General features: G+C 44.2%; 25 protein-coding genes. 11 read left to right on the top strand and 14 right to left on the bottom strand.

The features are described 5' to 3' along the window. Positions 1-65 precede the first annotated feature (65 nt). From nupQ to maeL, 6 genes are all read right to left on the bottom strand, one after another. Entirely contained in the window at positions 66-1,025 is a 960-nt protein-coding gene (gene nupQ, locus MY9_RS15830) for a guanosine ABC transporter permease NupQ (RefSeq protein ID WP_014665181.1), read from the bottom strand. After that, the gene (nupP, locus tag MY9_RS15825) at positions 1,026-2,072 is read right to left on the bottom strand and encodes a guanosine ABC transporter permease NupP (protein ID WP_014665180.1); all 1,047 of its coding nucleotides are present in this window, start codon (positions 2,070-2,072) and stop codon (positions 1,026-1,028) included. Then, on the bottom strand, positions 2,065-3,597 hold the full coding sequence (gene nupO, locus MY9_RS15820) for a guanosine ABC transporter ATP-binding protein NupO (RefSeq protein ID WP_014665179.1): 1,533 nt from the start codon (positions 3,595-3,597) through the stop codon (positions 2,065-2,067). The genes nupP and nupO overlap by 8 nt, the downstream gene beginning before the upstream one ends. A 74-nt stretch (positions 3,598-3,671) precedes the next feature. After that, a complete protein-coding gene (gene nupN / locus MY9_RS15815) occupies positions 3,672-4,751 on the bottom strand; it encodes a guanosine ABC transporter substrate-binding protein NupN (RefSeq protein WP_014665178.1) in 1,080 nt (359 codons plus the stop codon). Between the two features lie 471 nt (positions 4,752-5,222). Continuing rightward, the gene (maeM, locus tag MY9_RS15810; protein WP_014477821.1) at positions 5,223-5,930 is read right to left on the bottom strand and encodes a two-component system response regulator MaeM; all 708 of its coding nucleotides are present in this window, start codon (positions 5,928-5,930) and stop codon (positions 5,223-5,225) included. Next, positions 5,923-7,524 (bottom strand): two-component system sensor histidine kinase MaeL, encoded by a 1,602-nt coding sequence (gene maeL, locus MY9_RS15805; protein WP_014665177.1) that lies wholly within the window; start codon positions 7,522-7,524, stop codon positions 5,923-5,925. Before maeL ends, maeM begins: the two co-directional genes overlap by 8 nt. Before the next feature lie 177 nt (positions 7,525-7,701). Between maeL and MY9_RS15800 the strand changes: the two genes are divergently transcribed. Further along, positions 7,702-8,259: a YufK family protein gene (locus MY9_RS15800; protein ID WP_014665176.1), complete on the top strand. Its 558-nt coding sequence runs from the start codon at positions 7,702-7,704 to the stop codon at positions 8,257-8,259. A gap of 215 nt (positions 8,260-8,474) precedes the next feature. Here the strand turns inward: MY9_RS15800 and MY9_RS15795 are convergent, their stop codons facing one another. The 3 genes from MY9_RS15795 to MY9_RS15785 form a co-directional block, all read right to left on the bottom strand. Continuing rightward, positions 8,475-8,888 (bottom strand): thiol-disulfide oxidoreductase DCC family protein, encoded by a 414-nt coding sequence (locus MY9_RS15795; protein ID WP_014665175.1) that lies wholly within the window; start codon positions 8,886-8,888, stop codon positions 8,475-8,477. Between the two features lie 20 nt (positions 8,889-8,908). Beyond that, a complete protein-coding gene (locus tag MY9_RS15790; protein WP_080478269.1) occupies positions 8,909-10,783 on the bottom strand; it encodes a transglycosylase domain-containing protein in 1,875 nt (624 codons plus the stop codon). Positions 10,784-10,875: 92 nt separating this feature from the next. Continuing rightward, positions 10,876-12,084, bottom strand: a complete 1,209-nt coding sequence (locus tag MY9_RS15785) for a multidrug efflux MFS transporter (protein ID WP_081483641.1) — start codon at positions 12,082-12,084, stop codon at positions 10,876-10,878. Here MY9_RS15785 and MY9_RS21970 point away from each other — a divergent pair. Continuing rightward, entirely contained in the window at positions 11,987-12,190 is a 204-nt protein-coding gene (locus MY9_RS21970; protein ID WP_014665172.1) for a hypothetical protein, read from the top strand. The two genes, MY9_RS15785 and MY9_RS21970, sit on opposite strands and share 98 nt — an antisense overlap. 75 nt (positions 12,191-12,265) lie before the next feature. Beyond that, the gene (gene kapD / locus MY9_RS15775; RefSeq protein ID WP_014665171.1) at positions 12,266-12,883 is read left to right on the top strand and encodes a 3'-5' exonuclease KapD; all 618 of its coding nucleotides are present in this window, start codon (positions 12,266-12,268) and stop codon (positions 12,881-12,883) included. Positions 12,884-12,909: 26 nt separating this feature from the next. Here kapD and kapB read toward each other — a convergent pair whose 3' ends face one another. The 3 genes from kapB to patB form a co-directional block, all read right to left on the bottom strand. Beyond that, positions 12,910-13,296 carry a kinase-associated lipoprotein KapB gene (gene kapB, locus MY9_RS15770; RefSeq protein ID WP_014665170.1) on the bottom strand — a complete coding sequence of 129 codons (387 nt, stop codon included), beginning with the start codon at positions 13,294-13,296 and terminating at the stop codon, positions 12,910-12,912. Positions 13,297-13,341: 45 nt separating this feature from the next. Further along, positions 13,342-14,628: a sporulation sensor histidine kinase KinB gene (kinB, locus tag MY9_RS15765; RefSeq protein ID WP_014665169.1), complete on the bottom strand. Its 1,287-nt coding sequence runs from the start codon at positions 14,626-14,628 to the stop codon at positions 13,342-13,344. A 126-nt stretch (positions 14,629-14,754) separates the two neighbouring features. Beyond that, the gene (patB, locus tag MY9_RS15760) at positions 14,755-15,918 is read right to left on the bottom strand and encodes a cystathionine beta-lyase PatB (protein ID WP_014665168.1); all 1,164 of its coding nucleotides are present in this window, start codon (positions 15,916-15,918) and stop codon (positions 14,755-14,757) included. 86 nt (positions 15,919-16,004) lie between these two features. Between patB and MY9_RS15755 the strand changes: the two genes are divergently transcribed. Continuing rightward, positions 16,005-16,265, top strand: a complete 261-nt coding sequence (locus MY9_RS15755; protein ID WP_014665167.1) for a YugE family protein — start codon at positions 16,005-16,007, stop codon at positions 16,263-16,265. Between the two features lie 26 nt (positions 16,266-16,291). Here MY9_RS15755 and MY9_RS15750 read toward each other — a convergent pair whose 3' ends face one another. Further along, the gene (locus tag MY9_RS15750; RefSeq protein WP_014665166.1) at positions 16,292-17,113 is read right to left on the bottom strand and encodes an alpha/beta fold hydrolase; all 822 of its coding nucleotides are present in this window, start codon (positions 17,111-17,113) and stop codon (positions 16,292-16,294) included. A gap of 147 nt (positions 17,114-17,260) precedes the next feature. Between MY9_RS15750 and MY9_RS15745 the strand changes: the two genes are divergently transcribed. The 3 genes from MY9_RS15745 to yugI all read left to right on the top strand — a co-directional run bounded on the left by MY9_RS15745 (position 17,261) and on the right by yugI (position 19,517). Beyond that, positions 17,261-17,761, top strand: coding sequence for an Lrp/AsnC family transcriptional regulator (locus MY9_RS15745; RefSeq protein WP_009968070.1), 501 nt, complete (start codon positions 17,261-17,263; stop codon positions 17,759-17,761). After that, the gene (locus MY9_RS15740) at positions 17,762-18,922 is read left to right on the top strand and encodes an aminotransferase (protein WP_014665165.1); all 1,161 of its coding nucleotides are present in this window, start codon (positions 17,762-17,764) and stop codon (positions 18,920-18,922) included. Between the two features lie 202 nt (positions 18,923-19,124). Then, on the top strand, positions 19,125-19,517 hold the full coding sequence (gene yugI / locus MY9_RS15735; RefSeq protein ID WP_003228864.1) for a S1 domain-containing post-transcriptional regulator GSP13: 393 nt from the start codon (positions 19,125-19,127) through the stop codon (positions 19,515-19,517). Between the two features lie 76 nt (positions 19,518-19,593). Here yugI and MY9_RS15730 read toward each other — a convergent pair whose 3' ends face one another. Then, entirely contained in the window at positions 19,594-19,830 is a 237-nt protein-coding gene (locus tag MY9_RS15730; protein ID WP_003220771.1) for a DUF378 domain-containing protein, read from the bottom strand. A gap of 230 nt (positions 19,831-20,060) precedes the next feature. Between MY9_RS15730 and MY9_RS15725 the strand changes: the two genes are divergently transcribed. The 4 genes from MY9_RS15725 (at position 20,061) to MY9_RS15710 (ending at position 24,394) form a co-directional block, all read left to right on the top strand. After that, positions 20,061-21,224 carry an iron-containing alcohol dehydrogenase gene (locus MY9_RS15725; RefSeq protein WP_014665164.1) on the top strand — a complete coding sequence of 388 codons (1,164 nt, stop codon included), beginning with the start codon at positions 20,061-20,063 and terminating at the stop codon, positions 21,222-21,224. A gap of 104 nt (positions 21,225-21,328) precedes the next feature. Further along, positions 21,329-22,501 (top strand): iron-containing alcohol dehydrogenase, encoded by a 1,173-nt coding sequence (locus MY9_RS15720; protein WP_014665163.1) that lies wholly within the window; start codon positions 21,329-21,331, stop codon positions 22,499-22,501. Between the two features lie 110 nt (positions 22,502-22,611). Beyond that, positions 22,612-23,964 (top strand): glucose-6-phosphate isomerase, encoded by a 1,353-nt coding sequence (locus MY9_RS15715; RefSeq protein ID WP_014665162.1) that lies wholly within the window; start codon positions 22,612-22,614, stop codon positions 23,962-23,964. A 58-nt stretch (positions 23,965-24,022) separates the two neighbouring features. Beyond that, a complete protein-coding gene (locus MY9_RS15710) occupies positions 24,023-24,394 on the top strand; it encodes a hypothetical protein (protein ID WP_014665161.1) in 372 nt (123 codons plus the stop codon). Positions 24,395-24,432 lie beyond the last annotated feature (38 nt).

Raw genomic sequence — 24,432 nt, 5'->3', positions numbered from 1 at the left:
TTAAATTAAGGGGGTCTTTTGAATTAGAAAAAACCCTGAGAAGCATCTTCCCAGGGGAGAATGTTTTATCTTTTTCCTTTAATATAAGGCACACCATTGGCTTTTGGCGCATCTGCCCGCCCGATAAAGCCGGTTAAAGCGAGGATTGTTAAGACATAAGGGGCCATCAGCATATACACATTTGGTATGTCTTTAAAAAGAGGGAGCAGCGATCCAATGATGCTTAAGCTTTGGGCGAATCCGAAAAACAGGGCGGCTCCCAGCGCCCCAATCGGATGCCATTTTCCAAATACAAGCGCTGCCAGTGCGATAAAGCCTTGTCCGGAGATGGTAGAGTGCGTAAAATCAAGCGCAATCGTGGAAGCATATACGCCGCCGCCGAGACCGCCAAACAATCCGCTGATCATCACACCGATATAGCGCATTTTATATACGTTGATTCCCATCGTATCGGCTGCCATCGGATGCTCTCCGACAGAACGGATACGGAGGCCGAACGGTGTTTTAAACAAGATAAACCAAGAAAGAAAGGCAAGTGCTATTGCAAGAATAGACGTATAATAAACATCCGAAAAGAAGATCTTTCCCACAACAGGGATATCGCCCAAGCCAGGAATTTTTGTCTTATATAAAGGCTCTGGGATTTTGTCTGTCTGCGCTTTGCCGTAGATCAGCTTGACGATAAATAAAGTTGCCCCAAGCGCCAGCATGTTAATGGCGACACCGCTGACTGTCTGGTCGGCGCGAAATGAAATCGCCGCTGCCGCGTGAATCAGTGAGAACAGTACGCCTGCTGCCATGGCGGCGAGGAGTGAAAGCCATGGTGCGGAGGCACCTAATTCCTGACCTAAAAATAAATTAAATAACACGCTGGTGAACGCCCCGATAATCATGAGGCCTTCTAGACCGATATTCACAACACCTGATCTCTCGGAAAACACGCCGCCGAGAGCAGTTAAAATAAGCGGGGCCGCATAAACGAGTGTGGCTGGGACAATGATAGATAAAATCTGCACAAAGTCCACTTAATTCGCCCCCTTTTTCTTCAATTTGCCCATGACAAAACGAATCGCATAGCTTGAAGCCACAAACAGAATAATAATGGCAATCACAATGTCGACAACCTCTGATGGGACGCCTGATTCAATCGGCATATTTAACGCGCCGATTTTCAGCCCGCCAAGCAGGCATGCCGCCAGTACAACGCCGATGGCTGTGTTTCCCCCGAGAAGAGCGACCGCGATACCATCAAAGCCTACGCCGGTAAATGCGCCTTTCACTGCTGCGTATTCGAATGTTCCCAGGCCTTCCATAGCTCCGGCAAGTCCTGCAAAAGCACCGGAGATAAGCATGGAGGTCATGATATTCTTTCGCACGCTCATGCCGGCATACTGGGAAGCGTGCTGGTTAAACCCGACGGCCCGGAGCTCAAATCCCTTTGTTGTTTTGTTGATGATAAACCACATGATAACTGCTGCGAGAAGGGCAACGATGATTCCAAAATGCAGCCGTGAGTAATCGGTGATCTGTTCAAGAATCGGAGAGCGGAGGGAGGCGGATTCTTGAATTTTTCCCGTCTTATCTTGATGATCTGTCAAGACGTTTGAAATGATGTAATTGGTCATATGCAGTGCGATATAATTCATCATAATGGTGACAATGACTTCATGAACATAGAAGCGCGCTTTCAAAACGCCGGGAATAAAACCCCATAATCCTCCTGCAGCTGCCGCTGTAAGCAGTGCGAGCGGCAAGTGGATATATGCTGGTCCGTCAAACGCCGTACCGACCCAAACAGCTGCTGTCCAGCCGACGAGCAGCTGGCCCTCCACACCGATATTAAAGAGTCCGGTTCTGAATGCAAAAGCCACAGCCAATCCGGATAAGATATAAGGCGTAATTTGCCGGATGGTTTCTCCGACATAATAGATTTCTCCGAATATCCCATTCCACAAAGCTGAATATCCGCTGATCACACTGTAGCCGCTCGCAAGCATAATCAGCGCTCCGGCTGCAAGACCGAGAATGATTGCGATGAGCGGCACGAGTAAATGAGAGAGTCGTTTAACCATTTGCTTTCCCCGCTTCCTTTTGCGTGCTTCCTGCCATCAAGAGACCAAGCTCCTGTTCGGTGGTGTCCTGCGGATTGACACTGGCGATAATGCGTCCTTCAAAAATAACGGCGATTCTGTCACTGAGATTCATAATTTCTTCAAGCTCAAACGAGAGGAGAAGAACGGCTTTCCCGGCATCACGCTGTTCAATGAGCTTTTTATGGACAAATTCAATAGCTCCGACATCAAGGCCTCGAGTCGGCTGGGCGGCGATTAATAAATCAGGATTTCGGTCTACTTCCCGCCCGATAATCGCTTTCTGCTGGTTTCCGCCTGACAATGCCCGCGCGTGTGTGTATTCATCCGGCGTTCTGACATCGTACTCGCTGATCAGGCTGCGCGCTTTTTTGTACATTTCGCCTTTATGTAAAACGCCCAATGCTGAATACGGCTTTTTGTAATAGCTTTGCAGCACGATATTCTCTCCGATTGGAAAATCAAGGACGAGACCGTGCTTATGGCGATCCTGAGGAATATGTCCGATTCCGGATTCAGTGATTTTTCTTGGCGTCAGGTTTTGGATCTGTTTCTCGTTTAAGGTGATGGTTCCTGAATCTGTTTTGCGGAGTCCTGTTATCGCTTCAATCAGCTCCGATTGCCCGTTTCCGTCGACGCCGGCTATGCCGAGTATTTCTCCAGCTTTGACTGAAAGCGACAAATTCCTGACCGTCTCAAATCCGCGGGTATCCTTTACAGTGATGCCGTCAATCGCAAGCACTTCCACTCCCGGCTGAGCAGCTTTCTTTTCGGTTTTGAACGATATCTCGCGGCCAACCATTAGACTGGCGAGTTCGTCTTGGTTTGTATCACGGACATCAAGCGTTTTGATGCCTTTTCCTTTGCGGATAATCGTAACTCGGTCACAAATCTCCATAATCTCTTTCAGCTTATGGGTGATTAAGATGATAGACTTCCCTTCATTGACCAGGTTCTTCATAATTTGCATCAGTTCCTTGATTTCATGAGGCGTCAAAACAGCCGTCGGTTCATCAAAAATGAGAATGTCAGCACCGCGGTAGAGGGTTTTTAATATTTCTGCGCGCTGCTGCATACCTACTGATATGTCAGCTACTTTTGCTTCTGGATGGATCTGCAGGCCGTATCGATCGGAAATATCCTGTACCTCTTGGACTGCACGCTTCCGGTCAATTCTGCCAAACTTCTTTGGCTCTTTCCCGAGAATAATATTTTCAGCAACTGTAAAGGTGTCAACAAGCATAAAGTGCTGGTGCACCATTCCAATACCGAGGTCATTCGCTTTGTTCGGACTGTTGATGTGCACCTTCTCGCCGCGCACCCGAATGTCACCCCGCTCCGGCTGATATAGCCCGAAAAGGACATTCATCAACGTTGATTTCCCCGCTCCGTTTTCACCGAGCAGCGCGTGTATTTCACCTTTTTTGACTTGAAGATTGATATTGTCATTGGCGACGATACCAGGAAACTCTTTGCGGATATTGAGCATTTCAATGACATATTCCATTGATTGACCGCTCCTTTATTCAAAATAAAAGAAAAACAAGGGATAAGGGCTCGACCTCCTTATCCCTGCGATTCTTATTCAGCTTTGAAGGTTTTCAGCTCTTTCTCAGTTGCCGGGACTTCCAACCCGTCGATGATTTTTTTCTTCCATTTATCGATCTCTTTGATCACATCATCCGATAGATTTTGTTTAGATGGAGAAATGCCGACTCCGTCTTGATCAAGCCCGTAGGTAAGTGTTTCGCCACCCGGGAACTTTCCGTCGCTCGCTTTTTTCGTTAAATCTTCAACCGCTGTATCTACTTTTTTAACCATGGAAGTGAGGGTGACATTATCATCAGTTCCTTCTACCTGGCCTTCTGCGTATTGGTCTTTATCAACACCGATGACCCAGACATTGCGTTTTGGATCTTCTTTTTTCAGGTTTTTCGCTTCAGTAAAGACACCTGTGCCAGTGGCTCCTGCTGAGTGATAAATAACATCTACACCTGATTTATACATGCTTTCGGCGGTTGCTTTGCCGACATCGGCTTTATCGAAACCCCCTGCATATTTCACTTCCACAATGGCTTTAGGGCTTACAGCCTTCACACCGGCACGAAAGCCGACCTCGAATTTTTTGATTAACTCTGATTCCATGCCGCCTACAAAGCCGATTTTTCCTGATTTGCTTGATAGGGCTGCGGCCACTCCGACGAGAAAGGAGCCTTCCTGTTCTTTAAACGTAATACTTGCGACGTTGTCTTTATCGACAACAGCATCTATAATCGCAAAGTTTGTATTTTTGCGCTGATCAGCAATTTCACTGATTGAATCCTCCATTAAGTAGCCGACGCCGTAAATCAAGTCAAAATTTTCACGTGCCAATTTATTTAAGTTCGTTGTATAGTCTGCATCAGATTTGGATTGAAGGTAGTCATAACCGTTTTTTCCTTTTTTCAGACCGTTTTCTTTCCCGAAGGCTTGGATGCCTTCCCAGGCTGATTGGTTGAAAGATTTGTCATCCACTCCGCCTACGTCAGTAACCATCGCTACACTGAATTTGTTTTTGCCTTCGCCGGAGCCGCTGCTTTTTTCGCTGTTTCCGCATGCTCCTAATATGGTGCCTGCTGCGATCACAAGGGACATCGCCAATCCGATTTTTCGTTTATTCAAGATATAACCCCCCAGAAAAATTTGGTTCAAAGCTGATCCGGCCAGTCATGTGATGGGCTGTCCTGAACAATTTCTTAGAATCGATAAAATTTTCTGATAATAACAAATGGAATGCGCTGAGACAGTTCTATTCTTCCCTGAATAGGCGTGGTGTGAGTATTTCCTTCGAAAGGCGGGGAAGAGAAGGATGCGGAAGGCGTTCCGGGCGGAAAACCGTGACATCTTTTTCTGAAGTAAGACTTATGACTTAGTTTTTCGGGATCAACTAACCAATCATAATTTATCATTTAACTTATAAGAAATAAATAGAAATTTGCACATTTTTTTAAAAAGTATCTATTTTTAGAATTATTTGCTCGAAAATAGAAAAAACCTTTATTATTCTTGTATAACTTACCAACAATACAATCAAGCGTCTTGGCAAGAGATATGACAAAAAAACGCACTGCTCGGAGCAAGCAGTGCGTTTTTTTATAGATATTGTTTTATTCCGTTAAGGTTACTGTTGTTTACGTTGTACTGAAACACTGGTCTTCCAATCGTTCCGTACGCCATTTCTACATTCAGGACCTGTATATCTTCAAGAAATTTTAAGTATTTTCGTATGGATACTTGAGAGATTTCTGTGTGCTTTGCTAAGTCCTCTGTCGTAAAAGATTCATTTTCAAATGACTGGATACTGGACCAGATCAGCTTTAGCGTGCTTTTTGTCAGGCCTTTAGGAAGCTGTACTTTTTCTGTTGCTTCTTTCTTTTGAAAAAGCTCGGCGTCGAGTTCTTTTTGACTCATGTTGCGATGGGTTGAATACACCTTTTGTTTTCGTCTGTAATCAGACAGAGCCGTTTGGAAACGTTCAAATTCAAACGGTTTGATTAAATAATCGACAGCTCCGTAACGAAGTGTTTTTTTGATCACGTCAAGCTCGCTGGCCGCTGAGATGACAATCACATCAACCGCTTCATTTTGGGCTCTCAATTCCGTCAGCAGTTCCAGCCCGTTTTTCCCCGGCATATAAATATCAAGCAAAATGAGGTCGATGTGATGCTCGCCTAAAATATGCAGAGCGCTTTGAAAGGAAGAAGCGATGCCTTTCAGCTGAAAGCCATCTATTTGGCTTAAGTATCGTTTATTTAATTCACCCACCATGGGGTCATCTTCAACTATTAGTACATTAATCATGATTTTCCTCCTTCGGTTCGTACGGGATGCGAATACTGAATGTCGTTCCTTCATTCTTTTCGCTTGTGAGGATCATTTGGCCCTTTAAATTTTCGATGCTTTGCTGTGTGAAATAAAGGCCGAATCCCCGGTTTTTGCCCTTTGTTGAATAGCCTTGTTCAAATACTTTGGCTTGGTCTTCTTCTGACATGCCTGCTCCAGTATCGGTAATTTCAATGTCCAGTATGCTGTTATGAAAGCGCATGGACATGGTGATTTGTTTTTTCGGCATATCGGCAACGGCGTCAAGGCCATTGTTGATGAGATTTCCGATAATTGTAATGAGTTCATGGATGACAGATGGGTCTGCCGCGTTCGGGATGACACCGTTGCATTCAATATCAAGATTTGCGCCCTGCTCACGTATGAAGCTTTGCTTTCCGAGCAGAAAACCGGCCAGTACGGAGCTTTTGACATCATTTATAATTTCACTTGTTTCTGATTTTTGCTGTATGGCTATATCTTTAATATAATCTCCAAGATCATCATACTCTTTCAGCTGGACGAGACCTAATATCACATGCAGTTTGTTCATAAATTCATGAGACTGCGCTCTCAGTGCGTTTGCATACATTTTAACACCTGATAGCTGTTCAGCTAAATGTTTTACCTCGGTCTTGTCTCGGAATGTCGCAATCGCTCCGACAGTTTGTCCTTTCAGCTGGATAGGAACTTCATTAAACACAAGCTCCAACCCGTTAATGCGGACGTCTCTATCTTGAAGAGGTTTTTTTGTCTCAATAACCTTTTTCAAGCGGCTTTTCGGCAATATGTCATCTACATCCTGATCAATGGGATTTGTGTTGATGCCCATTTTGACGAATAGCCGCTTTGCTTCCGCATTGGCAAGTTTGATTTTGCCGTGTTCATCGACAGCGAGTATTCCTTCCTTCGTCGATTCCAGCATCGCGCTCCGTTCTTCAAGGAGAGTCGCAATTTCATAAGGTTCAAGTCCGTACATGATATTTTTTACCGTACGGGCGACGATAACAGCTCCGATTACACCGACGAAGATGCTGACGCAGATAATGAAGTAAAGCGGCCGTAAGCTATGGCTGATCACTTCATCAATTTCATTTACGGTGATGCCGACCGCGACTGCACCGACCTGTTTTCCATTCTCCGCGTAGACAGGGACGAACGCTCTCTGCGATTTCCCGAGCGTGCCAGAGGCTGTGCTGATATGGACATGCCCTTTTAATACCTCAGATTCATCACCGCCCCTGAATTTTTTTCCGATTTTGCTCGGGTCAGGATGGGTTTTGCGAATACCGTTCATATCCATGACGACAACAAATTCCGTGCCGGTGATTTTCTGAACCCGCTTTGTGTAGCTCTGCAGTTCCTTTAGTTTTTTTCCGCTTTCTAAAGCAGCGGCTGTCATCGGCGCTTCTGCTACCATTTCAGCAGTCTGCAGCGCAGTGGCCTTTTCCTGGTCTCTAATCCGTTTGGTCGTTTGGGCACCGACTGTGAAAAATGTAATGAGCAATGCGATTAATACAACGATACAAACAAATATGGTGAGTCTGGTTTGCAGTTTTAATGTTTTTTTCATATAAAACTTCCTTACGTTTTATGATTCCTGCGTACTACTTTACTCTCAAAATGCTGCTTTGTGAAGATTTGGGACCGTAATTCGTAAAAAGGAGAAAAAATGGAATAATTTATCTTGTCAATGTGTTTTAAGTCCTCCATAATAAATGAGGTAGATTATAGAAAGGGACTTTTTTATATGAAAAATACTTATTTGACAGGATATTTTCCGCTGATTGCGATCCTGCTTTTTAGTTCGTCCTTATCCATCTCAACTTCACTTTATGCGTTGAAGATGCTGTCTTCATTTGGAATGTACGATGGAATGCTCGATTATTTTTCAGAGAAAGGGATCAGGCTTGCGTTATTTGCTGCCTTTGCACTTTTATATTTTATGGTTCTGTCCGCTCTGAAGTTGATAGCAAATACCGTGACTGAGCTGTCATTGCTGTTTTTTGCTAATGATCCGGAAGGGAACAACCTGAAAAAACTCAGAATGGGTTCCATGATTTATTTGGGCGGCGGGATTTTATCCTTTGTGCTCTTGCAAAACGTCATATGGATTGTGATCTGGTTTGCGGTCGTCACACTGGCTTACTTTGTGTTTACTGTATACCGGATTTATTCGACGCTTTCTCTCATGTCATTAATCGGATTTATTCTATTGGAACTGCTGTTTTGGTTTACCTTTGTTATCGGTATTCTGTTCATATTTATCAAGCTTTATAATAGCATAATGGCTAGCTTACCTGTGTAAGCTAGCCATTTTTGCGTATCGGCAAACTCTTGCATTCGCGTTCAGACCTGCGCTTCGGTACTCTCTATACGCAATGAAACGGCGTCTGGAATCCTCAATCATCACATCCTGTGAAAATCTGCTCCGCTCACGCTGATAAGATGACAAAAACCTAAAACGAAGCCGTTTTAGGTTTTTGTCGACACTCTGTGATGGCTAGCTTCCTAGCCATTTTTTTATGGTAAAAATCTTTTTTTAATAGAAGGGGAGGGGAGCATACATTCATTTTTTTTGCCAAACCACTTATAGCGGTTTTTGGCAATGAAAGAATAGACCATATCTCTGACAGGCTTCGGCACGGCGAAAAACAGGACGAAGAGCCGCCATGGGCCTCGCAGATGCCTGAAAACCTTAATGGCTGCAGTTGATTTTGTGTACACTTGGCCATCTTCAATAAAGACAAAGCTGTCAAACCGATCAGTCGGAAGCCCGCTTTTTTTCAGCAGGTTTTGTCCTGTTTCCGACTGCAGCGATGTGAAAGAAATCAATCCGTCCGGATCACGTTTAATGATAAATTGCACGGCGCCATTGCATAAATTGCAGACGCCGTCAAACAGCAAAACGCGATTTGGAATTTGTTCTGAAGTCACCCGAGATCCCCTCCGATCCTTTAATAAGCAGCTTGCAGCGTTCCTTTCCAGATGGAAAGCTGAGGGCTGATGCTGTGAAGATATTCAACGCTGGTCGGTGTATCCTTTCCGACCCAAACCCCCATTGTATACGTATCTGTCAGGCCGACAAACCACATATCGTGATAATCATTTGACGTACCGGTTTTACCGCCGATGTAAGGCGCATTGAAATATGCTTTTTTCCCTGTTCCGCTTTTCACAACGGAAGACATCAGTTTTTTCAGCTGCATGTTCGTGCGGACGCTGAATATTTGAGTCGCTTTATCATTCCATTTATAAAGCGTTTTTCCTTTAAGGTCTGTCACCTTTGTAATCGCATGGCTCGGCGTATAGCTTCCGCTGTTGCCAAATGTCGTATAAGCCTTTGTCATCTCAAGAGGCGTCATGCCGTTTGTAAATCCGCCAAGCGCCGCTGGAAGAAGATAGTCGCTGTTGACAAGTTTGGCAAAATGATACGGCTCAATATAACTGAATGCCTTTTGGATGCCGACGCGGTCGAGCATTCTAATGGCCGGTGTATTATAAGAATTTTTAAACGCCGTATCAAGCGTTACTGTGCCGTACGTGCGGTTATTGTAGTTTTGCGGACAGTAATCTTTGCTGCAAAACTTGCTGGCATCAATGGTGCTGCTTGCTGTCGCTCCGGTCTGTTCAATATAAGGGCCGTAATCAAGAAGCGGCTTAATGGATGAACCCGGCTGTCTGTATGCCTGGTAGGCACGGTTAAAATCATATTTTTGATAGTTTTTCCCGCCGGACAGAGCAATGATTTGATGCGTCTGGTGATTAATCACAGCCGCTCCGCCCTGCACGCCCGCATACGGGAGCTTGGAATTCATTTGTGCCACAACTTGATTTTGCATGTACGGATTAAGTGCAGTATAAATTTTCACGCCGTCTTTCATCAGAGTGCTGACTCTTGCGGACAGCTCATTCTCGATTTTTTCTTTTTGTTTTCCTGACGCTTTTTGAAGGCGTTTATCAAAGCCTTCTGATTCAGACACCAGCTGAGTGAATTCATCGTTAACGTAGGAAACGTAGTCAGGATATTTGTCTTCTCTTTTTTCAACATCCAGTTTGATTTTTTGTTTGACGGCTTTTTTCAGCTCTTTGTCTGTAATGACCCCGGCATCTTTTAGCCCTTTAAGCAAACGTTCTTGACGGCTTTTCGTGTAGTCAAAATGCTTGAGAGGATCATATAATGTAGGGTTATTAGGTATAGCACAGATAAAAGCCATTTCTCCCACTGTGAGAGATTTCAACGGTTTGCTGAAATAGAATTGAGCCGCTGAACCGACGCCGTAAACACCATTGTTGAAATAAATAGTATTTAAGTAAGCTTCAAGAATTTCATTTTTCGTATACTTTTTCTCAAGCTGATAGGAATACGCGAGCTCTGTCAGCTTACGGCTGAAGGAGCGTTCGTGGCTCAAATACAAGTTTCTTGAAAGCTGCTGTGTGATGGTGCTGGCGCCCTGGTCAATTTTCTTGTCTTTTACGTTAGAAGCAGTTGCCCGCACCATTCCCATAAAGTCAAAGCCTTTATGCTCGTAAAAATGTTTGTCCTCAGATGTTAAGAAAATCTGTTTGACTTCCTCGGGAATCTTGTCAAATGGAACGAGCACGCGGTTTTCGTGGTCGCTGACGATTTCCGAGACAAGGGAGCCGTCCCTGTCATACATGTAGCTGTTCTGAACAAGGCTGATATCTTTCAGATTAATATTTTTATCAAGCACCTGATCCAGGGACTTCATTTGTTTGACTTCTTTTCCGGAAGCGATAACTGTAAATGCAAACAATGGGATTATGCAAAGGAGCAAAATCCATCCGATTATTTTTCGTAACATGGTCACTCTCTTTTCTCCTAAATTCTAGCCATATCGTACCATTCTTTTGAGATTACGAGAAGGTTAAATTTAGAAGATTCCTCAGTTTTTTATCGGAATCAGCTTGCTTTGGCATAGGAATCCTTCTGGAGTTTCGGCATGATCCAAAGCATACAGGCGCCGGCGAAAAAGAGAAACGCTGTGACATAAAAGGTGGCCGAAATCGTAAAATGACTCGATATGATTCCGCCGAGAAGAGGCCCGAGCACGTTTCCTAAAAAGCGAAAGCTGACATTGTAGCCGAGAACTTCTCCTTGAATGCTGCCGGGGGCCTGAACGCGGATCGCTGCCGTAATGCATGGCAGCAAACCGCCCATCGCCATTCCGAACAAAAATCTGAAAACAAGGAGAACGCTGAGTGAGGACGCGAGCGCCTGCGGAATAAAAAAGAAAGAAGCGGCGATCAAAAGTCCGATTAAAATGCGGCGGTGGCCGTAGCGGTCGCCAAGATCACCCCATTTTCTAGCCAGAAGCAAACTTCCGAGTCCCGTTGCTGAAAATGCCATGCCGGAGAAAAAGGCAAGATTGACAGGCCCGTGCAGCTCATTTACATATAAAGCGAGCAGCGGCTGGATACTGAAATTGCCTGTTTGGATCAGCATGGTTAACAGCATCATGACCCACAGCGCCGGCTGGTGAAAAATATAGGAGAGCACTTCTTTTCTCGAGTAAGACGTACGTTTGGCTGTTTTCTCTGCAAGAGGTTTTTCTTTGACGCCAAATAATACGAGAAGAACAGATGAGAAAATCACAAAGGATGTGATAAAAAAGGTATACGTAAAGCCGAAACGATCAGCAAGCATGCCTCCCAAAAGCGGGCCGAACAAGCTTCCGGACACTTGCCCCATTTGCAGCGTGCCAAGTGTTTTGCCGGCTGAGCTCTTCGGAGTCTGTGCCGAAATCATCGCAAGAGATGTCGGGATGAATCCTGTTACAAGACCCATTGCCATACGCAGAAAAAACAATTGGTACACCGATGTAACAAAGCCCATTAAGAAAATGCTGAGGGCAATGCCTGTTCCGGTTGCCATAAGGATTTTCTTGTATCCGCGTTTGTCTCCGAACCGTCCCCAAAACGGGGATACCAAAAACGCCATGAGAAATGTAATACCGAACACATAGCCGCTCCATCTTTGCACAAAGCCGTTTGAAAAAGAGCTGAGCGACTCAATGTATAAGGAGAGAAAAGGAACGATCATCGTAGTGCTAGCGGAAACAAAAAAGTTCGCCAGCCATACAATGACAAAGTTTTTCTTGCGGGTAGAAATAACATCACCTTCTTATTATTTCGGGTTCCTTACTAATTATAAAGAAACGATTCACAATTTAAAAGAAACAAAGCGGCTGGGAAAATTCATTATTTTTAGAAAATGAAGAAATGTCGAGAAGGGGAATTGATATACTATAAAGATAGCATTTTCTGATCGGAGGAAAGGCAGGTGTAAAAAGGTGACGACAAACAGCTTACTCATTATTGACTTCGAATTTACAATGCCCGACGGAAAGTACAGTCCGCAAAACTTCTTCCCGGAAATCATTGAAGCCGGAATTGTAAAGTCGATTGATGATGAAGTAGTTGAGACGTTTTCTAGCTATGTGAGACCGAAAAAGTTCCCGAAGCTTACGAAACGCTGCAAGACATTTTTAAAAATCACCCAAAAACAGGTAGACGAAGGAATAAGATTCGAGGATCTCATCCGTAAACTAAACGAGCTTGATCCTGAGAAAAACAGCACAATTATTACGTGGGGAAACATGGATATGAAAGTGCTGAAGCAAAACTGTATGTTTAACCATATCCCATTCCCGTTTAAGGGAGAAATGAGAGATTTATCGCTTGAATACAAAAACTTTTTTGGAGACCGGACATTGACGGGTTTATGGAAAGCTGCTGAAGAGTATGGAGATTCCGGAACCGGCACCCATCATAAAGCGCTTGATGATGCTCTCACAGCATATAAACTTTTTAAGCTTGTTGAGCAGGATAAGCAGTATCTCGAAAAGCCAAAACCGCCCACAATTGGCGAAAGAATCGATTTAACCGAACTGTTCAAGCGCGCGACGTAAAAAACCCAATCTTTTGTCAGACTGGGTTATGGCCGATTGAAATATTCTTTTTCTAAAGTGTCCAGATTATGTAGGGAGCGCTTTGCCCACTCCGAACCATCCTCATTCAATTTGGCTCTCAGCTGTGCTGTCGCCTCCCGCAGAGATTCGGTATAATCCGGCACTTCACCGTCATAAGGCTTCACCATATGGTGGGGAATATTGGTCTGTTCGCCATATGCGAGCGCTTTTCTCTCATGAAAAAACGGCACATCCGCCTGTTTTGGATGATGAAGGTCTCCTTGGGCGGGATGGGTAAGAACCGCTTTTACTTTCACTAAATAATGCTGCGGCCTGCAAGCCGTGATTTCTCCTATGTATACACCTGTTTTGTAAAATCCTTTAACAATAGAGCCTGTCTCAAACGTGCTCATCTGTCATCACCTCGCATTTATTCTATTAAAGTTCCAAGCGATTTGCTAGTGAGGAAGATCAGCGGGAAGCTTAATTGTCACCGTAGTGCCTTTTTGAAAGCTGCTGTTAAATGAAATGGTCCCGTGATGATGTTCAATAATGGAAAAGGTTACGGTAAGGCCGAGTCCCGTTCCGTTCGTTTTTAAGGAATAATAAGGTTCGCCGAGTTTTTGCATTTGATGGTCAGTCATCCCGACCCCATTATCTGTGATGTTAATCATGATCGTATGGCCGTTTCTTTTGGCCGATATGCGGATCATCCCCTTCCCGTGAGGAACCGCTTCAATACTGTTTTTCATCAGGTTGATGACAGCTTGCTTCAGCTTTGTTGCGTCCCCGTATATCAAAAGGTCCGGTTCTGTTTCAGCCTCGACGGTTACTGACTTGTAATTGGCATACGACACCATAAGGTTGCTTGTCTCTTTAATAAGGGCAGATAAATCAAAAACCTCTTTTTCATATAATTGCTGTTTCGCCATATCGAGATAGTTTGTGATAATGCCTTGTGCCCGGTCAAGCTCTGACAGTACAAGCTGTTTGTAATCCGCACTCGACTTGTTTTGCAGGGTTTCGTCATTAAAAAGCAGCTGGACAAACCCGCGGACAACTGTCAAAGGATTCCTGACCTCATGAGCGACGCTCGCTGCCAGTTCGCTCACAATCGTCATTTTTTCAGAATGGATAAGCTGTGAGCGCAAGGCGATATTTTCGGCGATGCTTTCGATAATATAGATGCTTAATAGAAGAACACTGGAGCGGAAAAGCCCTGAGACTACCGCCTCGTAAACGAAAATTCCTGATTTTTGAAAATTTAAAATATTCAAGGCGGAAAGAATCCAGCTGGAGGCGAAAAATAGGAAAATCTCCAAGCAGCTGATCAATAATGACAGCAGCAGTTTTTTCGCTTTGGACATAAATGGCCATTTTTTCTGAAATAGGATTGGGATAATGATAAGAAAAGGCAGCAAAGTGAAAACAAATATTGCGGAAGGTTCGTAAAAAAGCAGTTCAAAACATAGGGCAGATGCAGCGACTGTGAGTCCGGAAGCGGTGCTAATGTAAAATAAACAAATGATAACGGGAATCATCTGAAGGCCGTATTGTATGTAGTCCATTTCATGAATCGGGAAAAGAATGCATAAAACGGAGGCGCCGCAGGCGAAGAGCGTGACCAAACCGCTGTTTATTTTTGGCACAAGAATCGCAGGTTTTCCAAGCCAAAACACTTGGTAAAGAAGAATAGGAAACAAAATAAAGCAGATATGCAGGAGATAGTCTTTTAGAATTTCCATTCGTGTGAAATCCTTTCGTATAAAATATGAATCTATTATAACACTAAATATTAGAAGTAAAATATAAAATTCCTTTATTAAGAACGCCTTTACGAATGAAGACGTAAAGGCGTTTCAGAGCTATATTTATGATAATGCGGTTTTGATGCGGTGCAGGCCGTCCTGCAGGGTTGCGAGAGAACATCCCGCGTTTAGGCGCATGAATCCTTCTCCGCCAGGCCCGTATTTCGTCCCGGGCTCTAGAATGATCTTTCCTATTTTTAGCATTCTTTGCTGAAGGTCTGTGTCGGACAAGCCGTAAGCGCTAAAGTCGAGCCAGATCAGGTATGATGCATCCGGTTTCATCATTTTGACCTTCGGCATCTCGGAGCTCAAAAAGGCTTCCGCTTCGGTCATGTTTTTCTCAAGGTAAGAGATCAATTCATCAAGCCACGGCCCGCCTTTTGAGTATGCGGCTTCGATTGCAGTGACGGCAAACGCGTTTAATCCGCCTAAACCATTGCGCTGCAGGCTTGCAGAAAACTTGGCGCGCTTCAGGCGATCGGGAATCATGATTGCCGAAGCCTGCAATCCGGCGATATTGAATGTTTTGCTTGGCGCAACACATGTCACGGAAAGATCAGCGAAATCGTCAGAGAGCGAAGCAAACGGCGTGTGTTTGTGTCCGTACAGCATTAAATCGGAATGGATTTCATCGGATACAACTGTGACGCCATGCTTAAGACACAATTCGCCCAGCTTCAGCAAATCTTCACGGCTCCATGAACGACCAGAAGGGTTATGAGGATTGCATAAAATAAACAATGTAACGCTTGGGTCACTAAGCTTCGTTTCCAAATCGTCAAAATCCATTGCATATGAGCCGTCTTTTTCTAGCAAAGGATTATGTAAAATGTGCCGGCCGTTTTTCTCCACCATATGGTAAAAAGGCGTATAAACTGGAGGCTGAACAACGACTTGATCGCCCGGCTCCGTAAAAGCTTGTACCGCCATGCTCAAGGCCGTTACAACGCCCGGGCTGAATGTGATGCTTTCCGGATTCACCTTCCAGCCGTGCCTGTTTTGCATCCATGCGCACACCGCATCCTTCGTTTTTTGATCCGGAGCCGTATAACCGAAAATTCCGTGTTCAAGGCGCTCTTTTAATGCTTCAGTTATCGCTTCCGGCGCGCGAAAATCCATATCCGCCACCCACATCGGGAGTGCGTCTGTCACGCCGAATAATTCGCCTGTTTTGTCCCATTTGACCGATTGGGTGCCAAGGCGTTCTTCTCGTTTATCAAAGTTCATTCTGTTACCTCCTCATGTATGTTTATTTTTCTAAGCTTCACTATGATAAGATAGAACTGCAAATTTTATTATAAGCGGTGATGAATATGGAAGAAAGTCAAGCGGTGGGGGAAATGATCAAGATCATTGCCAAATGGGACCCGTTTAAATATGGTGAAGAGTTTTACGAAACGGAGGCAGTTGATGTCGTGCAGGCGGTCTATGATGAAGACGACCCCGCCCTGCTGGCGAAACGCATTCAGCATATATTTGAAACTTCTTTTGAACAAACGCTGCCGATCGACAGCTGCCGGGAAGTGGCTGGCCAGCTTTTATACATTAAAAACAGCAGCTCCTGCACACTTTAAAAAACCGGTTCAGCACCGGTTTTTTTCTATTTGATAAAATCAGCAATGTGTTCGGAAACAAGCTCAGGCCGTTCTTCAGGCACCAGATGTCCGGTTTGGCTAAATGAGTATAGCACGGAATTAGGCAAATCCGCGTGCAGCCGTTTACCGATCTCCATTGGGACAATTCGATCCTCCTCGCCCCAAATCAATAATGCAGGCTTGTTCATTCTCTTCAATTGTTCGGGTTCTAAATCTCCTTCTCTGTGGCGGATAAACCTTGTCATGGCTTTGAAAATCTGCTCGTCCTGAAATGGTCTGCCATAGCCGTCAATCATCTCCTCATCAATCAGCGATTTGTCATGCACAACATTTAATAAATTTTTCATCACGCCTTCTTTCGAGAGCCAGCGCTTGATATATAGATGAAAATACGGAATATGGGTCCCGAAAATGATCGTTGGATGTGAGCGTTTTAAATATCCTGAACTGCAAAGCAGCACAACCTTTGAAAAAAGCTCTGGTTTTTGGAGAGCAGCAGACAATGATATTTGTCCGCCCATAGAATGTCCGATTAGCACAGCTTGTTTCACTTGCAAGTGCTCCAAAATCCCAATGACAAGCTTTGCGAGGTTTTGATAGGTATAGATAAACGTTCTTGATTTTTCAGATTGGCCGAAAGGAGGCAAATCAAGCGCGATGATATCGTACTTGTCCCGAAGGAGAGGGATTATTTTTCTGAAGCTGAAAGCAGATGATAAAAAACCGTGTACACAGACCAGCGTTTGCCTGCCAGGATTTTGATAATGTTCGTAGTATACATTGACTCCATCGACCGTAAACCGCCTTATTGGTGAAACCGCCTCCATTCTGTGTCACTCCCTTTTTTTGATGTTTGTATTGTGCCCTGAAATTGTCAATTCTAGCGGAAGTTTCTCCTCGTTTTTTCTTAGCATTCGTCAAAAAACGTGATATAATGTCATGAGATTTCTTGACATTGCAAAGGTGTGAATCAAATGAAGTTGACAGAAAAAGAAACAGAAATATTAGAAATTTTAGACGAAAACAGCCGCGCCGATTTAGAAACCATTGCAAAGATGGCGGGCATCCCAGTAAATGAAGTAAAAACGATTATTGACAAACTGGAGAAAGAAAAGGTTATTATCGATTATTCCGCTATGATTGACTGGCGAAAAGTTGACGGACATGAGGGCGTTACGGCCATGATTGACGTCAAAGTAACGCCGAAGCGGGGAGTCGGTTTTGATGAAGTGGCGGAACGGATTTACCGATTCCAAGAGGTTGAATCAGTTTACCTGATGTCAGGCGTGTACGATTTGTCTGTCGTAATTCGCGGCAATTCGATGTCTGACGTAGCGCGTTTTGTTTCAGATAAACTGTCAACGCTTGATTCCGTTGTATCTACGACAACCCATTTTATCCTGAAAAAATACAAGCATGACGGCAAAGTGTTTGAAACAGGAGACGACGACAAAAGAATCGTGGTGTCCCCGTAAATGACTTCGTATTTATCAGACTATGTACAACAAATAAAACCATCAGGCATCCGCAAATTCTTTGATTTGGCGGCAACGATGGAAGGCGTTATTTCTTTAGGTGTTGGAGAGCCTGATTTTGTTACCGCGTGGAATGTCCGTGAAGCAAGCATTCTCTCTCTTGAACAAGGATATACGTCATACACGGCCAATGCCGGTTTATACTCATTGCGAGAGGAAATCAGCCGTTATTTGAGCAACAGGTTTGACCTTAGCTACTCGCCAGATAATGAGCTGATTGTGACAGTAGGGGCAAGTCAGGCTTTGGATATTGCGATCCGTGCTCTTGTGAATCCAGGTGAGGAAGTCATCATACCTGAGCCATGTTTTGTGGCGTACGATGCGCTTGTTTCTTTGGCAGGCGGTATCCCGGTTCATGTTCATACAACAGCAGACAAAGGGTTTAAAGCAACGGCCGCTGATTTTGAAGCGGCAGTCACTGAAAAAACAAAGGCCATTCTCATCTGCTCACCATCGAATCCGACAGGTTCGGTTTATTCGAAGGAAGAGCTGAATGCGATTGCTGAGTTTGCCAAAAAACATGATGTCATTGTCTTAGCCGACGAGATCTACGCGGAGCTGACATATGATGAGGAATTTACAAGTATAGCGGCATTACCGGGAATGAAGGAACGGACGGTCGTCATTTCAGGCTTTTCAAAAGCATTTGCGATGACGGGCTGGAGGCTTGGTTTTGCTGCAGCACCATCCATGCTTCGGGATGCAATGCTTAAAATTCATCAATATGCGATGATGTGCGCGCCCGCAATGGCGCAGTTTGCCGCCCTTGAAGGCCTGAAGAACGGCATGGAAGACGTAGAAAAAATGAAAAAAAGCTATCGAAGAAGACGGAATCTGTTTGTAGAATCTCTCAATGAAATTGGTCTCAGCTGCCATCACCCGGGCGGCGCTTTCTATGCTTTTCCATCCATTAAAAGCACGGGAATGAGCTCAGAACAGTTTGCAGAAGAGCTTCTGACGCAGGAAAAAGTGGCAGTTGTTCCGGGAAGTGTGTTTGGCCCGAGCGGTGAAGGATATATCCGCTGTTCATACGCAACTTCGATTGAACAGCTTCAAGAAGCGTTAGTCAGAATGAAACGCTTCCTGCACAAAACAACATAAAAAAAAGATACGAACCTTTTGTTCGCATCCAATAAAAGGGGGGAATACTAGAAAGCCTTTGGTATTTTCAGTTTACCCCCTTTTTGCCGTGCACAAACCTGATTTTTTATAAAAAAGATTTCTTTGCGAAAATAAGACATGTGTGATATAATTTTAAATTGCGTATAAACAGATATTTAATTTAACTTAGGAGTTGTTATGAATGGCAGCAAAATTTGAAGTGGGCAGTGTTTACACTGGTAAAGTTACAGGATTACAAGCGTATGGTGCGTTTGTTGCATTAGATGAAGAAACTCAAGGTTTAGTACACATTTCTGAAGTGACTCACGGTTTCGTAAAAGATATCAACGAGCACCTTTCAGTTGGCGACGAAGTACAAGTAAAGGTACTTGCTGTTGATGAAGAAAAAGGCAAAATCAGCCTTTCAATTCGTGCGACACAAGCTGCGCCTGAGAAAAAAGAAAGCAAACCAAGAAAACCTAAAGCTGCGCAAGTAAGCGAAGAAGCTTCTACACCACAAGGTTTCAACACATTAAAAGATAAGCTTGAAGAGTGGATCGAAATGTCCAACCGCAAAGACCTTATCAAAAAATAAGTATGAAAAAAGCACCGGACAGGAATGTTCGGTGCTTTTGCTTTCATGCAAAATCCTATTTCAGCGTATTGATATCCTATCGCATTTCAGGATTTGCTGCTTCTTCACGTGATCTTTCCTCGTTTGGCTTAAATAGCAGACCGAGGTTGATTAAGCCGGCGATTCCGACAAGTCCGTAAATGATTCGGGAAAGGGCTGACCCTTGGCCGCCGAAAATAGCCGCTACTAAGTCAAATTGGAAAAATCCGATCAGTCCCCAGTTAATAGCGCCAATGATGGTTAATACAAGACAAATTCTTTGAATGGTACTCATGTTTTGCAACCTCCTCCATGAATTATTAAAACAGTTATAGATTGTGACATATTGGAGAATCTATACATGCATTCTCCATATAAGGGGAAACTGGCCTGCCCTCGCTTATATCAGCTTCTTTCCCAGCGTCTTGCAAGATAAAACCATCAGATATGCTGGGCGGTGAGAGCTGATTGCTTTACATGTGGTGAGGACATTCTGCATAATAAAAAATCTAAGGAGGAGATGTCATGCAAAACTTTACATACTGGAATCCGACCAAATTAATTTTCGGGCGCGGCGAAGTGGAAAGACTTCCGGAGGAACTCAAACCTTACGGGAAAAACGTATTGCTTGTGTACGGAGGCGGCAGCATTAAACGCAGCGGCCTGTATGATCAAGTGATCGAACAGCTGAATAAAGCCGGAGCGACCGTGCATGAATTAGCAGGTGTGGAACCGAATCCGCGTGTGTCGACTGTTAATAAGGGTGTTGCCATCTGTAAAGAACACAACATTGATTTCTTACTGGCTGTCGGAGGCGGAAGCGTCATCGACTGTACAAAAGCGATTGCCGCAGGAGCAAAGTATGATGGTGATGCGTGGGATATCGTCACGAAAAAACATCAGCCAAAAGATGCTTTGCCATTCGGTACGGTATTGACTCTCGCTGCGACTGGTTCTGAAATGAACTCAGGCTCTGTTATTACAAACTGGGAAACAAAAGAAAAATACGGCTGGGGAAGCCCGCTCGTATTCCCTAAATTCTCGATTCTTGATCCGGTGAATACATTCACTGTACCTAAAAACCACACGATCTACGGGATGGTTGACATGATGAGCCATGTATTCGAACAATACTTCCATCATGTATCAAACACGCCGTATCAGGACCGCATGTGTGAATCACTTCTTCGTACAGTTATTGAAACAGCGCCTAAGCTGATCAATGACCTCGAAAATTACGAATTGCGTGAGACGATTCTGTACACAGGAACAATCGCATTAAACGGCATGCTTTCTATGGGTGCAAGAGGGGATTGGGCTACTCATAATATTGAACATGCAGTATCAGCCGTTTATGATATTCCGCATGCCGGGGGACTGGCAATTCTGTTCCCGAACTGGATGAGACACACATTGTCTGAAAACCCTGCCCGCATGAAACAGCTTGCAGTTCGTGTGTTTGGTGTTGAAGAAGCAGGTAAAACAGATGAAGAAATCGCACGTGAAGGTATCGATAAACTGTCTGCGTTCTGGACAAGCCTTGGCGCTCCGAACCGTCTTGCTGATTATGATATTAATGATGAGCAGCTTGACACAATCGCTGACAAGGCAATGGCTAACGGTACATTCGGCCAATTTAAATCACTCAACAAAGAAGATGTGCTGTCAATTCTGAAGGCATCTCTATAAAAAAAGGGGAAATAGCCGTTTGGCTGCTTCCCTTTTTCTTTTTGTCAAACTTATGTTACAATGGGAAATCTGTTTTTTAAGCCAGCATTATTGGAGGTTTTACTATGGAAAATTTCACTTATTATAATCCGACAAAGCTGATTTTTGGAAAAGGTCAGCTTGAACAGTTAAGAAAAGAATTAAAACGATACGGCAAGAATGTACTGCTTGTTTACGGGGGCGGCAGCATTAAACGCAACGGCCTTTATGATCAAGTCACAGGCATTTTAAAAGAAGAGGGAGCTGTTGTTCATGAGCTGTCAGGTGTTGAGCCGAACCCGCGACTTGCGACAGTGGAAAAAGGCATAGGCCTTTGCAGAGAACATAGCATTGATTTTCTGCTTGCTGTCGGCGGAGGCAGTGTCATTGACTGTACAAAAGCGATTGCAGCTGGCGTCAAATATGACGGTGATGCTTGGGATATTTTCAGCAAAAAAGTAACAGCGGAGGATGCGCTGCCATTTGGCACTGTTCTAACGCTTGCTGCAACAGGCTCTGAAATGAACCCTGATTCCGTGATTACAAACTGGGAAACAAACGAGAAATATGTGTGGGGCAGCAATGTGACTCATCCGCGTTTCTCAATTTTAGATCCTGAAAATACGTTCACGGTTCCTGAAAATCAAACAGTATACGGCATGGTTGACATGATGAGCCATGTATTCGAACAATACTTCCACAACGTTGAAAACACGCCGCTTCAGGATAGAATGTGCTTTGCTGTTTTGCAGACGGTCATCGAAACAGCTCCTAAGCTTCTTGAAGATCTGGAAAACTACGAGCTTCGTGAAACGATTTTGTATGCTGGTACAATCGCTTTAAACGGCACGCTCCAAATGGGCTACTTTGGTGACTGGGCTTCTCATACAATGGAACACGCCGTTTCAGCTGTGTATGATATTCCGCATGCGGGCGGTTTGGCGATACTGTTCCCGAACTGGATGAGATATACGCTTGATACAAACGTAGGCCGCTTCAAAAACCTCATGCTCAACATGTTTGACATTGATACGGAAGGCAAAACAGATAAAGAAATTGCGCTTGAAGGAATCGATAAACTGTCTGCTTTCTGGACAAGCCTTGGCGCGCCTTCCCGTCTTGCTGATTACAATATCGGAGAAGAAAAGCTTGAGCTGATTGCTGATATCGCAGCCAAGGAAATGGAACACGGCGGCTTCGGCAACTTCCAAAAACTGAACAAAGATGACGTGCTTGCCATCCTTCGCGCGTCTCTATAACCCCAAAGGGCGGAATCCAGTCATTCCGCCTTTCTTCTTGACTTGATTTCACAGATAAGTTCATATAAAGTGAAAGATGAAAACATTATACCGTTATGGAGGGACAAGCAATGACGCATGTACGCTTTGACTACTCAAAAGCGTTGACTTTCTTCAACGAACATGAACTTACATACCTGCGGGACTTTGTAAAAACTGCACACCATAATATCCATGAAAAAACAGGCGCGGGCAGCGATTTTCTAGGCTGGGTGGACCTCCCTGAACATTATGATAAAGAAGAATTCGCGCGCATCAAAAAAAGCGCGGAAAAAATCAAATCTGACTCTGATGTATTGCTTGTTGTCGGCATCGGCGGTTCTTACCTTGGGGCGCGGGCAGCGATTGAAGCGCTGAATCACGCGTTTTATAACACTTTGCCAAAAGCAAAACGCGGCAATCCGCAAGTCATTTTTATCGGAAACAACATTAGTTCATCTTATATGAGAGACGTCATGGATCTTCTTGAAGATGTTGACTTCTCTATTAATGTCATTTCTAAATCAGGTACGACAACTGAACCTGCAATCGCTTTCCGTATTTTCCGCAAGCTTCTTGAAGAGAAATACGGTAAAGAAGAAGCGAAAGCGCGGATTTATGCAACAACAGATAAAGAGCGCGGCGCATTAAAAACGCTTTCTAACGAAGAAGGCTTCGAATCATTCGTTATCCCTGACGATGTCGGCGGCCGTTATTCAGTCTTAACAGCTGTAGGCCTCTTACCGATTGCTGTCAGCGGCGTCAACATTGACGATATGATGAAAGGCGCCTTGGATGCGAGCAAAGATTTTGCAACATCTGAACTGGAAGATAACCCTGCATACCAATATGCGGTTGTTCGCAATGTCCTTTATAACAAGGGCAAAACGATCGAAATGCTCATCAACTACGAACCAGCGCTTCAATATTTTGCGGAATGGTGGAAGCAGCTGTTCGGAGAAAGTGAAGGGAAAGATGAGAAGGGCATTTATCCTTCTTCAGCCAACTATTCAACAGACCTTCATTCTTTAGGCCAGTATGTACAAGAAGGCCGCAGAGATTTATTCGAAACGGTGCTGAACGTAGAGAAACCTAAACATGAACTGACAATCGAGGAAGCGGATAACGATCTTGACGGCTTGAACTATTTAGCCGGTAAAACGGTTGATTTCGTTAACAAGAAAGCATTCCAAGGCACAATGCTTGCCCATACTGACGGAAATGTTCCGAACTTAATCGTTAACATTCCTGAGCTGAATGCATATACTTTTGGATACCTTGTATATTTCTTCGAAAAAGCCTGCGCGATGAGCGGTTACCTCCTTGGCGTCAATCCGTTTGACCAGCCTGGTGTAGAAGCGTACAAAGTCAATATGTTTGCATTGCTTGGCAAACCTGGCTTTGAAGAGAAAAAAGCAGAGCTTGAAAAACGTCTGAAAGATTAATGTGACAAGCTGACTGGCATATTGCCGGTCGGCTTTTTATAAAATCAGAAAGGTGCTGATGTTCATGAAACAAGTGGTTAAACACCTCATCATTGCCGGCTTTTCTGCAGCTCTTTTAAGTATCCTTATCTCCTTTGATGCTGTGTATACAGATGTTTCTTCAAGCTTTGGCGGCACGCTGTCACATTTTTTCATCCACGCCTTTCTTCTCATTGGTTTGCCGCTCGCGCTTTTTACCGATGCGGTACATCGAATTTTGCATTTGAAACGAACCCATACTCTTTTCACTAAATTAGGACTCTATGCAACGGTTGTTTATGTGTCTTGGGATTCAGCTGCAGGGCTTGCTGCGGCAATGGCTGTTTACTTCTTAATTGAATGCGCTTTCTTTTTTGTTGGACGCGCGAAAGAAACAACGATTTCCATGTAGGCGCCTCTGAATGAAGTCTTGTTCGGCAGGACAGGATA

Origin of the sequence: Bacillus sp. JS (assembly GCF_000259365.1) — a bacterium.
Lineage (GTDB): Bacteria > Bacillota > Bacilli > Bacillales > Bacillaceae > Bacillus > Bacillus stercoris.
This window is presented reverse-complemented; position numbering and strand designations above follow the sequence as displayed.

Bases quoted from the DNA above. Each gene is read 5' to 3' on its own strand.
- nupP (WP_014665180.1), bottom strand. From the start codon at position 2,072: ATGGTTAAACGACTCTCTCATTTACTCGTGCCGCTCATCGCAATCATT.
- nupO (WP_014665179.1), bottom strand. From the start codon at position 3,597: ATGGAATATGTCATTGAAATGCTCAATATCCGCAAAGAGTTTCCTGGT.
- maeM (WP_014477821.1), bottom strand. From the start codon at position 5,930: ATGATTAATGTACTAATAGTTGAAGATGACCCCATGGTGGGTGAATTA.
- maeL (WP_014665177.1), bottom strand. From the start codon at position 7,524: ATGAAAAAAACATTAAAACTGCAAACCAGACTCACCATATTTGTTTGT.
- MY9_RS15800 (WP_014665176.1), top strand. From the start codon at position 7,702: ATGAAAAATACTTATTTGACAGGATATTTTCCGCTGATTGCGATCCTG.
- MY9_RS21970 (WP_014665172.1), top strand. From the start codon at position 11,987: ATGTATAAGGAGAGAAAAGGAACGATCATCGTAGTGCTAGCGGAAACA.
- kapB (WP_014665170.1), bottom strand. From the start codon at position 13,296: ATGAGCACGTTTGAGACAGGCTCTATTGTTAAAGGATTTTACAAAACA.
- kinB (WP_014665169.1), bottom strand. From the start codon at position 14,628: ATGGAAATTCTAAAAGACTATCTCCTGCATATCTGCTTTATTTTGTTT.
- patB (WP_014665168.1), bottom strand. From the start codon at position 15,918: ATGAACTTTGATAAACGAGAAGAACGCCTTGGCACCCAATCGGTCAAA.
- MY9_RS15755 (WP_014665167.1), top strand. From the start codon at position 16,005: ATGGAAGAAAGTCAAGCGGTGGGGGAAATGATCAAGATCATTGCCAAA.
- MY9_RS15750 (WP_014665166.1), bottom strand. From the start codon at position 17,113: ATGGAGGCGGTTTCACCAATAAGGCGGTTTACGGTCGATGGAGTCAAT.
- MY9_RS15745 (WP_009968070.1), top strand. From the start codon at position 17,261: ATGAAGTTGACAGAAAAAGAAACAGAAATATTAGAAATTTTAGACGAA.
- MY9_RS15740 (WP_014665165.1), top strand. From the start codon at position 17,762: ATGACTTCGTATTTATCAGACTATGTACAACAAATAAAACCATCAGGC.
- yugI (WP_003228864.1), top strand. From the start codon at position 19,125: ATGGCAGCAAAATTTGAAGTGGGCAGTGTTTACACTGGTAAAGTTACA.
- MY9_RS15730 (WP_003220771.1), bottom strand. From the start codon at position 19,830: ATGAGTACCATTCAAAGAATTTGTCTTGTATTAACCATCATTGGCGCT.
- MY9_RS15725 (WP_014665164.1), top strand. From the start codon at position 20,061: ATGCAAAACTTTACATACTGGAATCCGACCAAATTAATTTTCGGGCGC.
- MY9_RS15720 (WP_014665163.1), top strand. From the start codon at position 21,329: ATGGAAAATTTCACTTATTATAATCCGACAAAGCTGATTTTTGGAAAA.
- MY9_RS15715 (WP_014665162.1), top strand. From the start codon at position 22,612: ATGACGCATGTACGCTTTGACTACTCAAAAGCGTTGACTTTCTTCAAC.
- MY9_RS15710 (WP_014665161.1), top strand. From the start codon at position 24,023: ATGTTCATGAAACAAGTGGTTAAACACCTCATCATTGCCGGCTTTTCT.